Genomic DNA, 14643 nt, shown 5'->3' with positions numbered 1-14643 from the left:
ACGGCCTGAACGGGCCCATACGCTCGGCCGGTGGACCTGCACGCGCTGAAGTACGAGGGCGACCCGCTCGCCGACGCCGTGATCGCGCATCTGATCGAGAGCGGCAGCCTGACCGAGGTCAATCGGGTCCTCGCGGAGTTCCGCGGCAACGACGAGCCGATCCCGGAACACCTGCCGCCCGTGGTCCGCGACTACCTCGTGGCCACCGACGATCCGCCGGAGTGGATGGACGAGGAGCGCGTCGCCCGCGCGCACGACTTCTTCATCGACGACGGAGTGCACGTGGCGTCGGTGCTGTCGTTCGGCGCGATGGTCAACTGCTACGCGCAACCCCGGCCGTCGAAGGTCCTCACGCTCACGCACCGGCTCAACCAGCCGCACCGCAGGCTGTCGGAGACGTCGCAGTTCGTGCTGAACATGATGGAGCCCAACGCTTTCGGCACGGGTGGCTCGTTCGTGCCGACCATCCAGAAGACCCGGCTCATCCACGCGGCGGTCCGCTACTTCGTCGGCCGCTCACCGGAGTGGGACCACGCGGCAGACGGCGTTCCGGTGTGCCAGCAGGACCTGCTCGGCGCGTTGCTGATCTTCTCCGTGCAGGTGATCGAAGGCATGCGCCGCATCGGCGTCTCGGTCACCGACACGGAGGCCGAGGACTACTACCACGTCTGGCGCGTCGCGGGCGCGGTGCTCGGCATCCGCCCGGACACGATGCCGGAAACGGTGGAAGAAGCGGAAGAACTCAGCAACACCATGGTCCGGGCCTCCTACGCGCCGTCGGCCGAAGGCGTCGAACTGACCAGGAACCTCGTGGAGCTGTACGAGAAGTTCGTGCCTGGCAGGGCCTTCGACGGCGTGGTCGCGGCGATGGTGCGGCAGGTCGTCGACGCCGAGGTCGCGGACTGGCTGGAGGTGCCGCACTCGAAGGGCTGGACGCGGACGGTCAACGCCGGCGCCAGGGTCATGCGCGTATTCGAACGCGGCGAGGACCGCAGCCGGGTCGCTCGCGCCGTGCTGGACAAGGCGGGCGACCTGTTGCTGGGCGCGAGCGTCCGCACGCTCACCGACGGCCGGCCGACCACCCTCACCGTGCCGGCCTGCCTCAGGACCTAAAGCCACCCGTGGTCGTGCGCGACCGAGAACGCCTCGCCACGGCTTCCGACTCCGAGCTTCGCGACCGCGGCCGACAGGTGGTTCCGGACGGTCCCGGCGGACAACGACGTGCGCGCCGCGATCTCGGCGACCGGGGTGCCGAACTCGCTGAGCCGCAACACTTCCAGCTCGCGCTGCGTCAGCGGGCACGGGGGAGCGGCGAGCGCGTCGGCGGCCAGTGCGGGATCGACCCAGCGCGAACCGGCGTGCACGCGGCGGATCACGTCCGCGAGCGTGCCGCCGGGCGATCCCTTGGGCAGGAAGCCTTTCGCCCCCGCGTGCAGCGCCTGCTGCAGGTGCGGCGGACGGCCACGGCCGGTCAGGATCACGACAGCGCACGACGGCAGCACGCGCGCCAGTTCCTCGGTTACCTCCAGGCCGTCCAGCTCGGGCATCTGCAGGTCCACCACGGCCACGTCCGGACGGTGCGCCCGCGCGGCCTCGACGGCGGCCCGGCCGTCCCCCGCGCGGGCCACCACCTCCAGATCCGGCTCCAGGTCGAGGAGCGCCGCGAGGGCGTCGCGGATCAGCTCCTCGTCGTCGGCCAGCAGCACCCTGATCACGCGGGCACCACGACCTGCAGCGTGAACACGTCGCCCGACTTCTCCGCCGACACCTGACCGCCCACGGCCGCAAGTCGTTCGCGCAGACCGCGAAGCCCGTTGCCCTCGCTCGAAGGCTTCTCGGTGCCGTCGTTCGTGACGGTCATCCGCGCCTCCTCCTCGGCGACAGCGACGTCGATCATGCACCACGTCGCGTGGCTGTGCCGCAGTACGTTGGTGCAGGCCTCCCGCAACGCCAGCGCGAGCTGCGTCGCGTGTTCGCCCTGCACCGGAACGTCCGAGACGGTGCAGCGAATACCGGCTTCCTGCAACACGTTCCGCACGGCCTCAAGCTGTTCGGGCAGGTTCACCGCGCGATAGCCGTGCACGGCGTCACGCACCTCTTCCAACGCCGAGGACGCCAGTCGTTGCGCCTCGAACGCCTCCGCCGCCGACCGCTCGGGATCGGTCGAAGCGAGGCGTCCGGCCAGTTCGGACTTCAGCGCGATCACGGTCAGCCGATGCCCCAGCAGGTCGTGCACGTCGCGGGCGAACCGCAGCCGTTCCTCGCTCACCGCCAGCTCCGCCTGCGCCTCACGCCCTGCCCGCGCCTGCCCCAGCAGCCCGGCGAACCACATCGGCAGCCCGGCCATCGCTATGATCGTCAGCCCGACCGAGACCGCGATCATCTGGTACCTCGTGTGGTCGCCGTGGTGAGCGGCCCCGACGAGGCCCGCGACCACCACTGCGCAGATGGCCGCCAGCCACCGCCACGGCCCGGTCAGCAGCAACGGCGCGAACCCAGCCGCCGCGCCGCCGATCCACGCCCACGTCGACAGTTCGTCCGGCCCGACCGGCGCCACCAGCGGAATCGTCACCAGGGTCGCGACCACGAGCACCCACAGCGGCCCGCCTCGCAACGTCACCGCGTACGCCACGGCCAGCACCAGCAGGCCCAGCACCCCGAGCCAGCGGGTGGCGGACGGCTCGCGCAGCACCGAGATCAGCGGCACGACGAGCGACCCCATCCACAGCAGGTGGAGAGTGCCGCGCAACGCGGTGTGCGGAAGGTCGTTCATCGCCATCAGCCTAGAACCACGCGATCAGGATCGTGACGGCGATGACCAGGTCGAACACGCCGCAGAACTCCGACCACCAGCGCGGCACGACAGCGTTGCGCACGTGGTGCACGAGATCCCAGACGGCATGCGCGCCCCACCCGAACGCGATCAGCAGCACTCCGGCCGAGGACGACACCGTGATCACCGCCACGGCCAGCGCCGCGTACAGGCTGAACACCGCGAGCTGCACCCGAGGCGCGCGCCGTCCCCAGAAGAGATACGCCGCCTGGCACAGCAACAGGGTCCACACAGGAGGCACCACGTGCTCCTGCCAGAAGTCGAACGAGACCGCCAGCGCGATCACCGCGGGCCAGTGATCACCCAGCATCCGGATCACCGGGTTCGTGCTGGGCTGTCCGTGGTCGTGCCGTCCCAGGACCAGCACAACGGCCATCGCGGGCAGCATCAGCAGGTGCCCGCCCATCTCGACCGCGTCGCCGTCCAGCAGCCCGAACCAGTGCGGCACCAGCAGCACGAGATACGGCACGAACATCGCCGCGCACATCTCGACGATCCGGCCGTGACCTCGGTAGCGCATCCACAGCGCCATCGGCACGGACATCGACGCCGCCATCCACAGGGCGGCCAGGTCGGCCCGTTCCGGCGTCCACAGGGGCCCGAGCAGGGCCATCCCTGCCAGCATCGCCACGAGCATCTCTGCTCCGTGACGCATCAGCGGTCGAACCGCCGGCGAGACCGTAATCGTCATGCATCGAGAGTCGAAGAAACTCGACGCAAGTCCCATCCGTGCGGTGTCACGACTTGTCTGTGCGAAACGCACAGACGACCTATGCGTTCACCTCGGCCCAGATGGTCTTCCCGCCGGCGAACTCGAGCGTGCCCCAGCAGCGGGAGAGCTGGGCGATCAAGATCAGTCCACGGCCTCGGGTGTCACCGAGCCGTGAGGTACCCAGGTTCGGAAGCTCGGCCGGTGTGTGGTCGTCGACCTCCACCCGGATGAAGTCGGTATGTCGTTGCACTCGCACGGCGCGTGGTCCTTCGGCGTGTTCGTACGCATTGCTGGCGAGTTCCGTGCACACGAGGAGAACGTCGAGGCTGACGTCCTCCGGTAGATCTCCCAACAGACTGCAGACCCACGCGCGCATCGCGGCGAGGTCCGGCTCGTCCTCCGGCAGGGTGTGCAAGGTCCTCGCGGAGGCGCTCAGCACCTCTGGGGTGTCCATCTCATCCCACCTCGTTCGGCTGAAGCCCTCCTGGCTGCTCAAGACGGCCGTCAGGGTGCGAAATACCACCGCGCGTGCTACCCCAAACGCGTGGATGGCTATGGCTTCGACCTCGCGCTGGTCGCGATCCTGGTGTTGCTCAACGCGGCTTTCGCCGGCAGCGAGATGGCGTTCGTGTCGCTGCGCGAAGGTCAACTGCGCTCGCTGGAACGCGAAGGGCATCGCCGGCTGGTCCGGCTGGCACGCGATCCGAACAGGTATTTCGCGACCGTTCAGATCGGCATCACGCTGTCTGGATTCCTGGCGTCGGCCACGGCCGCGGTCTCGCTCGCCGCGCCGATCGTGCCGCTGCTGAGCTTCCTCGGAGCAGCCGCGAACGGTGTCGCGATCGCGCTCGTGACCGTGGTGCTGACGTTCGTCACACTGGTCTTCGGTGAACTGGCGCCCAAACGCCTCGCGATGCAGTACGCCGTCCGCTGGGCGAAGATCGTCGCCAGCGCGCTCGACCTGCTCTCGACCATCTCCCGGCCCGCGGTGTGGTTGCTCAGCAAGTCGACCGACCTGGTGGTGCGGATCTTCGGCGGCGACCCGAACGCCGACGAGGCGCCGATGTCGCAGGAGGAGCTGCGCGATCTCGTTGAGGTGCAACATCACCTGAACCCGGAGCAGCGCACGATCATGACCGGCGCGCTGGAGATCCACGAACGACGGCTGCGCGCGGTCCTGGTGCCCCGAATGCAGGTGACGATCCTCGAATCAGGTTTGGACACGGCCACCGCCAGGGAAGTCCTGGCCAGGTCCGGACATTCCCGGGCGCCGGTGACCAAGGACGGTCATCTGGACGACGTGGTCGGTGTGGTGCACCTGCGAGACCTGCTCGACGACACCGTGTCCCTCGTGGACGTGGCACGAGCGCCGATGGTGCTGCCGGACTCGGTACGCGTCACCGACGCGTTGCGGCGCATGAAGGCGGAGCACGAGCAACTGGCGCTGGTGGTGGACGAGCATGGCGCCGTCGACGGCATCGTGACGCTGGAGGACCTCCTCGAGGAGATCGTCGGCGAGATCTACGACGAGACCGACGCGGACGTGATCTCGGTGCGCACCGAGGCGGACGGGTCGATCGAGCTGCCCGGCACGTTCCCGGTGCACGACCTGGTGGACGTCGGCGTCGAGCTGCGCGACGCGCCTGCCGGGCAGTACGCGACGGTAGCCGGGCTGGTGCTGCTGATCCTCGGCCGCATCCCCGAGGAGCCTGGAGACGTGGTGGAAGTTTCCGACTGGAAGATCGAGGTCCTGGCCGTGGAACACCACGCGATCACGCAGGTGAGGCTGAGGTCACAGCCGAAACCGCGGAATGAAGTGGACCTCTGAACCGTTACACACGAGTGCAGCCACTTCTGGCTGCCACACCTGCCGACGGAAACGGGGGGATTTGTCATGCCTGCAGATCTGAAGAACCGCGCATCCGGGCAGCAGGACGCGGACCTGGTGGGCCAGTACCTGCGTGAGGTCGGGCGCACACCGCTGCTCACCGCCTCCGAGGAGGTCGACCTGTCCCGGCGCATCGAGGCCGGTGTCTACGCCGCTCACCTGCTCCAGACCGGTGACAGGACGCGCGAGCCGCGGCTGCTGCGCCGGATCGTCGCCGAGGGCGAGCGAGCCAAGGACCACATGATCCGCGCGAACCTGCGCCTGGTCGTGTCGGTCGCGAAGAAGCACTCGTTCCGCGGACTGCCGTTCGGGGACGTGATCCAGGAGGGCAACCTCGGCCTGATCCGCGCCGTCGAGAAGTTCGACTACGCCAAGGGCTACAAGTTCTCCACCTACGCCATGTGGTGGATCCGCCAGGCGATCGAACGCGGTCTGGCAGAACAGACCCGCACCGTCCGCCTGCCGGTGCACGTGGTGGAAGAGGTCAACAAGCTCAAGAAGATCGGGCAGAAGCTGTCCACGGCTCTCGGCCGTGAGGCGACGATCGAGGAGATCGCCGCCGAGGCCAAGTGCTCGCCCACTCGCGTGCAGGACATGCGCGACGCGGCCCGCACCTGCGTGTCGCTGGAGACGCCGGTCGGGGACGAGGGCGACTCGGTGCTGGGCGACCTGATCCAGGACACCGACGGCGTGTCGGCCCCGGATCTCCTGGAACAGCAGGAGTTCACCGAGGGTGTGCGCTCCCTGCTGAACGTCCTGCCCGAGCGGCAGAGCCGGATCATGCGCCTGCGCTTCGGCCTGGAGGACGGGCGTGCCCGCACCCTTCAGGAGGTCGCGGAGGAGCTCGGCCTGACCCGTGAGCGCATCCGCCAGCTCGAGAAGCAGTCGCTCGCCCAGCTCAAGCAGTCGGGCGACCGGGACGATCTTTTCGCGCTCGCCGGCTGACAACAGACGAAAGTCGCTTGTTCTGCTCCTTGTCGCAACTAAAGACTCATCACGTCCGATAACGGACTGAAGCTGTTTCGCAACCGCGTGTGAACGCATCTGTAGGGCCGTCGAGGGCCGGCCCAGCGTTCGCACGCGGTTCCCTGCGAATGAGGAGCAGTGATGAGACAACACACCCTGCGCACGTTCGGTGTGGCGGCGATCGCCGTCGCTGGAACCGTGTTAGCGCTCCCACAGGCTGCCGCCGCGCAGCCCGAGGGACCGATCGTCGCGGAGAGCGCGCCGAACGCGGTCCAGGACAGCTACATCGTGGTGCTCAAGGACAACACCATGGCGCGGTCGGAGGTCAGCGGTCGCGTCGACGGCCTGGCGTCCCGCTACGGTGCCAAGATCGGCTTCACCTACAAGGCCGCGTTCAAGGGCTTCTCGGCCACGCTGTCGAAGCAGCAGGCCAAGCGCCTGGCCGCCGACCCGGCCGTGTCCTACGTGGAGCAGGACCGCACCGTGCAGGTGCTGACCGACCAGCTCAACCCGCCGTCGTGGGGCCTTGACCGCGTCGACCAGGCGAGCCTGCCGCTCGACAGCAAGTACAGCTACAGCACGGGCGCGTCGAACGTGACGGCGTACGTGATCGACACCGGCATCAACTACAACCATGCCGACTTCGGTGGCCGCGCGTCGTTCGGCTTCGACGCGTTCACCGACGGCCAGAACGGCAAGGACTGCCAGGGCCACGGCACGCACGTGTCCGGCACCGTCGGCGGCGCGACCTACGGCGTGGCGAAGGAAGTCAAGCTCAAGGCCGTCCGCGTGCTCAACTGCGCCGGTGGCGGCTCCGTCGCCACCGAGGCGGCGGGCGTCGACTGGGTCACCGCGAACGCCGTCCTTCCGGCCGTGGCGAACATGAGCCTCTACACCGGCACGGCGAACGAGCCGAGCCGTGTGCTCGACGACGCCGTGCGCGCGTCGATCGGCCGCGGCGTCACGTACGTCGTGGCGGCGGGCAACTTCAACGACGACTCCTGCAAGTACTCGCCGCAGCGCGTCACCGAGACCATCAACGTCATGGCGGCGGCCCGCACCGACGCCCGCGCGTCGTTCTCGTCCTTCGGCACGTGCAGCGACCTGTTCGCTCCCGGCCAGGACATCGTCTCCGCCTCGTACAACAACAACACCGGCTCGGCCACGATGAGCGGCACGTCGATGGCGTCCCCGCACGTCGCGGGCGCGGCGGCGCTCTACCTCGCGGACAACCCGGCCAAGACCCCGGCCGAGGTGCACGCGGCGATCCTCGCCCAGGCCACCCCGAACAAGATCACCAACCCCGGTACCGGCTCGGCGAACCTGTTGCTGCGCACCAACACCGGCGGCGTTCCCGGCGTCTCCGTGACCAACCCGGGCAACCAGACCACCGCGCTGAACGGCACGGCGAACCTGCAGCTGTCCGCGTCGGGCGGCACCGCGCCGTACACGTGGTCGGCCACCGGTCTGCCGACCGGGCTGTCGATCGGTTCCTCGAACGGTCTCGTCACGGGCACTGCCACGGTCGCCGGCACGTACAACGTGACCGTCACGGCGACGGCGTCCGCGGGTGGTTCGGGCAGCACGTCGTTCACCTGGACGGTCGGCACGGCCACCTGTGCCAAGCAGACCAACGGCACGGACGTCGCGATCCCGGACAACACGACCGTGACCAGCACGATCGTGTTCAGCGGCTGCACCGGCACGGCGTCGGCGACCAGCCAGGTCGAGGTGCACATCAAGCACACCTACAAGGGAGACCTGATCGTCGACCTGGTCGCGCCGGACGGTTCGGTCTACAACCTGCACAACCGTGCGGGTGGCAGCGCCGACAACATCGACCAGACCTTCACGACGAACCTGTCGTCGGAGACGCGCAACGGCACCTGGACTCTCCGGGTCCGTGACGCGGCCACCGCTGACGTCGGCACCCTCGACACGTGGAGCCTGACGCTCTAAAGGCTTTTGAGCGTTTCGGTGAAGTAGTGCAACGTGAGCTCCGCGTCCCGCGACTGTTCGTGCGGGGCGCGGAGCGACACGGCGAAGTCCGCGATGTCGTTGACGGCCCAGCGCAGTGAGCAGAAGGCGCTGTCACCGCCGATCAACCAGAGATCGCGTTCCGGCGGAGCCAGTCCGACGGTGTCCCAGTCGATCAGGCGCAGTCCAGCCGGAAGATCCTCCACGGTCCACGAAGCCACTGCCTCGGATGGCACGATGTCGTGCGTGAACGTCTCTGCGGTCTTGCGCACCCTTGCCCGGCTCAGTGCCGCTGAGCAGCCGCAGAAGCTCCAACTGGACCTCACCAAATCCGCCGGCCTGCTGTGGCTCGGCGACCACGAACCGTCCTGGCGGGCGATCACGCTCCTCCAGGAGGGTCCGCATTGGACGCCGGTCTCGTGGACCGCGCCCAAACAGGCCCGCGACGAGGTCACGCACCTCGCCGCGTACGACGCGTTGCACCAGGAAGACCGGCTGCTGCGACTGGGCTGGGCGTTCCTCGCCGGACCCGCGCAGATCGGCGGGCAACGGCGCCGGGTCTGCCTGCCGCTGGTGTCGCGGCCGGTGCGCCTGCACCACGGGATCGGGCTCGGCTACGCCTTCCACGTCGCCGGTGACGCCGGGGTGTTCCCGCTGATCGACGACTGGGCCAAGACCGCCGAACGGGAGGCCGCGCTCGCGCCGTCCGAGGAGTGGATCACCGAGACGCTGCGGCAGGCCGGGTTCGAGAACGTGCCGATCGTGCACGACGACCCCAGGCGGTTCATCTCCGGCAACGAACTCGTCGTGGCGATGGGGGCCGGGCTGCACGCGGGCGAACCAGTCGTGAAGACCGAGCACGGCACGGCGCTGTTCGACTGGTCGGGCAAGAAGGGCCTCGACGGCACGGCGTTCGCGGCGTTGTACGGGGCCGCTACCGAGCCAGACGCGCACGACGAGCCGATCAGTTCGGCGTTGCCGCTGAGCCACAGCCAGATGCGCGCGGTCGAGCATGCCCGCCGTGCGCGGATCACGGTCGTGGGCGGGCCCCCTGGCGCCGGCAAGACACACACCCTCGCCGCGCTGGCTCTCGATGCGGTGGCGGCGGGCAAGTCCGTGCTTCTCGCGAGCCGCACCCGCAACGCCGCCGACGTGCTCGGCGCCGCGCTGCGCAAGGCGGGCGGGCCGGTGCCGGTGTTGTTCGGTGACTCCGAACTGCGCCAGGAGATGGCGCGCGAACTGAGCGACGGGCTGTCCGCGACGAGCGATCCAAGCCGGCTCGGTGAGCTCGACCGGGTCCGGCGCGCGGCCGCCGCGGCGGTTCAGCGGGTCGAACGCACGGCGGACGGCTCGCTCACGGACGAAAAGCTGGCGGCAGAAGGAAAGAAGCACCAAGCGTTGATGCCGGCGCATCGGGCGGTGGCGCCGAAGGTGTTCGACGCGGGCGTGGACTTCGCCGAACTGCATGGACTCCTCCGGCCGCGCACGGGGTTCCTCGGCGGGCTGCGCACCGGGTGGGCGCTGAAGAAGGCACGAAACCTGGCCGGTGCGGACGAGGTCTCCGTCGAGGATCTGACCGCGGCGATCGAGGCGGCCGAACAGACCGCGGCCTCCATCCGGATCGGGACGAGCGGCGGCACGGCGTTCGGTGAGTTGCGGCCGTTGCTGGCCGAGCAGGACGTCGCGAGCCGGACCGCCACCGCCGCCTGGCTCAAGGAGTACTCGGTCAGCCGCCGGGGTGCGGGCGCGCGCCGTGCGGTGGCGGCGCTGGCGAAGGCGTTGAGGTCAGGCCGTGCGGCCAGAAGGCGTGGACTCGCGGAGATCGACAGCGCGGATCTGGTGGCGGCACTGCCCTTGTGGGTCGGCACGCTGTCCGATGTGGAGGACATCCTCCCGCCGGTGCCCGGCATGTTCGACCTGGTGATCATCGACGAGGCCAGTCACGTCGACCAGCCACTGGCCGCGCCCGCGTTGCTGCGTGGCCGGTCCGCGGTGATCGGCGGCGATCCCCGGCAGTTGCGGCACGTGTCGTTCGTCAGCGACCAGGCCGTGCAGGCGGCGGTCGACGCGGAGGGCACGCAGGACCTGCGCGACCGGCTGGACGTGCCGAAGGTGAGCCTGTTCGACGCGGGCGCGGCGACCACGGGGGTGCACTGGCTGGACGAGCACCACCGCTGCGCGCCGCACCTGATCGGGTTCGCCGCGGCCAAGTTCTACGACGGCAAGATCGCGCTGCTCACCACGCACCCGTCGATCGCCGACGTCGACTGCATCGACACCGAACACGTCTCCGGCGAACGCACCACGAAGGGCGCGAACCAGGCCGAGGTGGACGCCGTGCTCGCCCACGTCCGCAAACGGGTGGCCGCCGGGGTGCGCTCGATCGGCGTCGTGACCCCGTTCCGGGCCCAGGCCGACGCCCTGGAGGAGGCACTGCTCGGCGAACTGACGCTGGACGAGATCACCACCGGCGGCGTCCGGGCGGGCACCGTCCACGGCGTGCAGGGCAGCGAGTTCGACGAGGTCGTGATCAGTCTCGCCGCCGACGAGAAGCCGGGCGCGTGGCGGTTCGTCAACGACCGCAACCTGCTGGCCGTCCTCACCACCCGTGCCCGCCGTCAGGTGCACGTGATCACGTCGGCGGCCGAACCGCCCGGCCTGATCGGCGAGTACCTGCGGCACGCGGACATCGCGCCGACGGAGACCGCCGGGACCGAACCCGAGGACGCCTGGACCGCGAGCCTCGCGGCCGAGCTGCGGACCGCCGGACTGACCGTGCGCACCGGCTACCCGGTGGGGCAGTGGCGCGTGGACCTCGTGGTGGGGGAGAAGGACGACGCCGTCGCGGTGGAGACGCGCCCGCACCCGGAAGGGGTGCGAGCGCATCTGGCCCGCTGGCGTGCGCTCACCCACGCGGGGTGGCGCGTGCACGACGCGTTCGGCAGCCGGTTCGGTGACGACCCGGCCCGCGCCGCTGTCGAGCTGGCCCAGGAGCTACCTGCGGCTGGGCTTGAACAACGGCTCCGCTGACGCGACCGACGGCAGGAACGGGTTCGGGTTCGCCGGGCACACCGTCCCGACCGGCGGCAACGTGCCGTTCAGCAGGTACGCGTTCGTGTGGTCGGTCGCGCACTTGCTCACCTGGTATGCCGTGTGGCCCCAACCCGCGTACGCCAGCAAACGGCTGCCGGCGATCTGACGGTTGGCCGCCTGCGCGCCACGGAAGTCCGTGACACCGTCGAAGTAGTTGCCCACCACGAGAACCGGCGCGTTGGTGCGGGTGCGCCACGGGCCGGTGAACCGGTCGGGGTTGGTCGGCCAGTTCGCGCACGCCGCGTTGCCCCACCACCAGGCGGGGCCGAACTCCGAACCCGCCTCCGCGTAACGGGCGGTCGACCGGTAGGAGTGGAAGTCGCGCGGGAACTCGATGTCCGCGCACACGTTGCCGTTGTAGGCGTCGAACCCGTTGTCGTAGTCCGGTTCCGGCGCAACGGACACCGAGGCGACCCCGGCTGCCGCGTCGGACAGCTGGTCGAACAGCGCGGCGGCGTCCGGCCAGTCGCGCGGCGAGTACATCGCGCCGAGCGCGGAGTTGATCACCGCGTCGTAGGTGAAGACCTCGCCGCCCAGCTCGATGGGCTTGGCGCGCACCGACTTCAGCAACGCGTCCCAGCGCTTCTCCGACTGGGGCCCGAAGACGCACTGGGCCTCGTCGCAGGTGCGCAGGAACTCGCGGAACTCCTCCTTGGTCGCGATCCGGTCGGACTTGACCTGCTGCCCGCTCGACCACAGCGCCGGGTTCAGCACGCCGTCGATGACGAGCGCGCGGATGTTGTTCGGGAACAGGTTCGCGTAGGTCGCGCCGAGGAACGAGCCGTACGAGAAGCCCAGGTAGCTGATCTTGCGGTCACCGACGGCGCGGCGCAGCAGGTCCATGTCCCGCGCCACGTCGGCGGTGCTCATGTGCCGGGCGATCGGCTGGTCGTCGAGGCACTCCGGACCGAGCGAGCGGTAGCGGTCGAAGTACGGCCGTTCCTGTGCGGCCTGGTACGGGAAGCCGGGAATTCCCTCGAAGAACTTGCCGAGGTCCTCCTCGCTGGAGAAGCAGTGCAGCGGATCGGACTTGCCGATGCCGCGCGGGTCGAACCCGACGATGTCGAACCGGCCCTGCAGGTTCGCCGACAGCCTGTTCCCGGCGCCGAGCGCGAAGTCCACGCCCGAACCGCCGGGACCGCCGGGGTTGAGGAACAGCGACCCGATCCGGCGCGCCTTGTCCGTCGCGGGCTTGCGCGCCAGCGCCACCGACGTGGTGGCGCCGCGCGGGTTGTCGTAGTCCAGCGGCACCTTCACGGAGGCGCACTCGAAGCCGGGGTGCTCGGGTCCGCAGGCCGCCCAGTCGATCTTCGGGACCTGCGCGCCACCACCCGAGGCCTGTACGGCGGGCGTGCCGGTGATCATGAGCGCGGCCGCGGCGGCCAGCACGGTGAATCGCATCGACAAGCTCCCCTCTTGTCCGCAGAAGCGCTCTTCCTACCTGCTCGCGACCGGCCCCGTCGACCGCCGAAAGTCGTGACCGGCCAGTTGGGACGCCGTGTCGAGGAACGGGTTCGGGTTCGCCGGGCACAGCGTTCCCGCCGCGGGCAGCGAGCCGTTCAGCAGGTAGGAGTGGATGTGATCGATGGCGCACTGGCTGCGCCGGTACGCGATGTGCCCCCAGCCCGCGTACTCCAGCAGCCGGCTGTTGGGCAGCTGCTTCGCCACGGCCTGCGCGCCCCGGAAGTCCGTGGAGCCGTCGAACCGGTTGCCCACCACCAGAACCGGCGCGGACGTGCGGGCCCGCCACGGCCCGGTGTAGCGGTCTTCGTTCACAGGCCAGTTCGCGCACGCGCTGGTGCTCCACCACCAGTAGGGGCCGAACTCCGACCCGGCCTCCGCGTAACGGGAGACCGCCCGGTACTCGCCGAAGGTGCGCGGGAACTCGGTGTCCGCGCACATCGTGCCCAGGTTGGCGTCGAAGAAGTTGTCGTAGACCGGGGCCGACGCCGTCGACAGGCTTGTGGCCGCGTCGGAGAGTTGGTCCAGCACCGCCGCGACGTCCGTCCAGCTCTCCGAGGCGAACCCGGCGAACAACGCCCACTGGATCACCGCGTCGTAGGTCCACACCTCGGTGCCGAGCGTGATCGGCTTGGCGCGCACCGAGTCCAGCAGCGCCTGCCACCGTTGCTCCGAGTTCGGTCCGAACGCGCACGAGGCCTCGTCGCAGAGCCGGAAGAACTCGTCGAGCACCTCTCGGGTGGCGATCCGATCGGACTCGATCTGCCGTCCGCTCGACCAGAGTTCGGGGTTCAGCACGCCGTCGATCGCGAGGGCGCGGACGTTGTCCGGGAACATGTTCGCGTAGGTCGTGCCGATGTACGAGCCGTACGAGGTGCCGAAGTAGGTGAGCTTGCGGTCGCCCAGCGCGCGTCGCAGCAGGTCGAGGTCGCGTACGACGTCGGCGGTGCTCATGTGCCTTGCGATCGGCTGGTCGCACTTGGCCGCCAGCGAGCGGTAGTGGTCGAAGAACGGCCGTTCCTGCGCCCGCTCGTACGGGAAGATCGGGCCCACGGCCAGGAACTCCGCCCGCTCCTCGGCGGAGGCGAAGCAGCGCAGCGGGTTCGACCGGCCGATGCCGCGCGGGTCGAAGCCGACGACGTCGAACCGGCCCCGCAGCCCGGCCGCCATCTTCTCGCCCCACGCCCACACGTAGTCGATCCCCGACGCGCCGGGCCCGCCGGGGTTGAAGAGCAACGAGCCGATGCGTCCTGCCCGGTCGGTGGCGGGTTTGCGGGTCAGCGCCACCGTCGTGGTCGCGCCGCGCGGGTCGTCGTGGTCGAGCGGCACGGTGACCGTGGCGCACTCGAATCCGGGGCGTGCGGGCTCGCACGCGCTCCAGGCGATCGGCGACGCGGCGGGCGCGGCCTGAGCCGGTGGCACGAGGACGACCACGAGCGCCACCACGGCGCCGAGCACGGAGAGACGCATGGAGCGTTCATAGCCGCGCCTAGTCAGGCCGTCGATGCTTTTGGCGAACTCCCAGGTGGTCGGCGATCTGGTCGTGGATGGGCGTGCCCATCACGATCGGGTTCGCGGGGGGAGCCTGGGTTGTTGGTCCAGGTGCTTCCTGGGTCTCCGGCATGGGGGGAGCGTAGGCATGGTCATTGACACCTCAAGGACGCTGATCAAGAAATCACCATGGTCATACCCCAAGAGGTGAATCCGGTTCCC

The 14643-nt window shown here is 69.6% G+C and carries 12 protein-coding genes; 5 read left to right on the top strand and 7 right to left on the bottom strand.

Features of this window, described 5'->3' with window-relative positions; all coding sequences use genetic code 11:
* Nucleotides 1-30 precede the first annotated feature (30 nt).
* Nucleotides 31-1113, top strand: a complete 1083-nt coding sequence (locus ACIRG5_RS20730; RefSeq protein ID WP_402906779.1) for an oxygenase MpaB family protein — start codon at nt 31-33, stop codon at nt 1111-1113.
* Here ACIRG5_RS20730 and ACIRG5_RS20725 read toward each other — a convergent pair.
* The 4 genes from ACIRG5_RS20725 to ACIRG5_RS20710 all read right to left on the bottom strand — a co-directional run bounded on the left by ACIRG5_RS20725 (nt 1110) and on the right by ACIRG5_RS20710 (nt 3999).
* A complete protein-coding gene (locus tag ACIRG5_RS20725) occupies nt 1110-1715 on the bottom strand; it encodes a DNA-binding response regulator (protein WP_402906777.1) in 606 nt (201 codons plus the stop codon). The genes ACIRG5_RS20730 and ACIRG5_RS20725 overlap by 4 nt on opposite strands.
* A complete protein-coding gene (locus ACIRG5_RS20720) occupies nt 1712-2773 on the bottom strand; it encodes a sensor histidine kinase (protein WP_402906775.1) in 1062 nt (353 codons plus the stop codon). Before ACIRG5_RS20720 ends, ACIRG5_RS20725 begins: the two co-directional genes overlap by 4 nt.
* 10 nt (nt 2774-2783) lie before the next feature.
* Nucleotides 2784-3488: a hypothetical protein gene (locus tag ACIRG5_RS20715; RefSeq protein WP_402906774.1), complete on the bottom strand. Its 705-nt coding sequence runs from the start codon at nt 3486-3488 to the stop codon at nt 2784-2786.
* Nucleotides 3489-3603: 115 nt separating this feature from the next.
* Complete coding sequence (locus tag ACIRG5_RS20710) at nt 3604-3999, bottom strand: ATP-binding protein (RefSeq protein WP_402906773.1); 396 nt, start codon at nt 3997-3999, stop codon at nt 3604-3606.
* Nucleotides 4000-4089: 90 nt separating this feature from the next.
* On the opposite strand from ACIRG5_RS20710, the gene ACIRG5_RS20705 reads away from it, so the two are divergent.
* The 3 genes from ACIRG5_RS20705 to ACIRG5_RS20695 all read left to right on the top strand — a co-directional run bounded on the left by ACIRG5_RS20705 (nt 4090) and on the right by ACIRG5_RS20695 (nt 8358).
* Nucleotides 4090-5373: a hemolysin family protein gene (locus tag ACIRG5_RS20705; protein ID WP_402906771.1), complete on the top strand. Its 1284-nt coding sequence runs from the start codon at nt 4090-4092 to the stop codon at nt 5371-5373.
* A 66-nt stretch (nt 5374-5439) separates the two neighbouring features.
* Nucleotides 5440-6378 (top strand): RNA polymerase sigma factor RpoD/SigA, encoded by a 939-nt coding sequence (locus ACIRG5_RS20700; RefSeq protein WP_402906769.1) that lies wholly within the window; start codon nt 5440-5442, stop codon nt 6376-6378.
* Between the two features lie 162 nt (nt 6379-6540).
* Nucleotides 6541-8358, top strand: coding sequence for a S8 family peptidase (locus ACIRG5_RS20695; RefSeq protein ID WP_402906767.1), 1818 nt, complete (start codon nt 6541-6543; stop codon nt 8356-8358).
* Here the strand turns inward: ACIRG5_RS20695 and ACIRG5_RS20690 are convergent.
* Entirely contained in the window at nt 8355-8648 is a 294-nt protein-coding gene (locus tag ACIRG5_RS20690) for a hypothetical protein (protein WP_402906765.1), read from the bottom strand. The genes ACIRG5_RS20695 and ACIRG5_RS20690 overlap by 4 nt on opposite strands.
* Between ACIRG5_RS20690 and ACIRG5_RS20685 the strand changes: the two genes are divergently transcribed.
* The gene (locus tag ACIRG5_RS20685) at nt 8623-11406 is read left to right on the top strand and encodes an AAA domain-containing protein (protein WP_402906763.1); all 2784 of its coding nucleotides are present in this window, start codon (nt 8623-8625) and stop codon (nt 11404-11406) included. The two genes, ACIRG5_RS20690 and ACIRG5_RS20685, sit on opposite strands and share 26 nt — an antisense overlap.
* On the opposite strand, the gene ACIRG5_RS20680 is transcribed toward ACIRG5_RS20685, so the two are convergent.
* Together ACIRG5_RS20680 and ACIRG5_RS20675 are read right to left on the bottom strand one after the other, a co-directional pair.
* Nucleotides 11371-12870 (bottom strand): alpha/beta hydrolase, encoded by a 1500-nt coding sequence (locus ACIRG5_RS20680; protein ID WP_402906761.1) that lies wholly within the window; start codon nt 12868-12870, stop codon nt 11371-11373. The genes ACIRG5_RS20685 and ACIRG5_RS20680 overlap by 36 nt on opposite strands.
* 36 nt (nt 12871-12906) lie before the next feature.
* Nucleotides 12907-14400, bottom strand: a complete 1494-nt coding sequence (locus ACIRG5_RS20675; RefSeq protein ID WP_402906759.1) for an alpha/beta hydrolase — start codon at nt 14398-14400, stop codon at nt 12907-12909.
* Between the last annotated feature and the right edge of the window lie 243 nt (nt 14401-14643).

This window comes from Lentzea sp. NPDC102401 (genome assembly GCF_044765805.1).
GTDB classification, from domain to species: Bacteria; Actinomycetota; Actinomycetes; order Mycobacteriales; family Pseudonocardiaceae; genus Lentzea; species Lentzea sokolovensis.
This window is presented reverse-complemented; position numbering and strand designations above follow the sequence as displayed.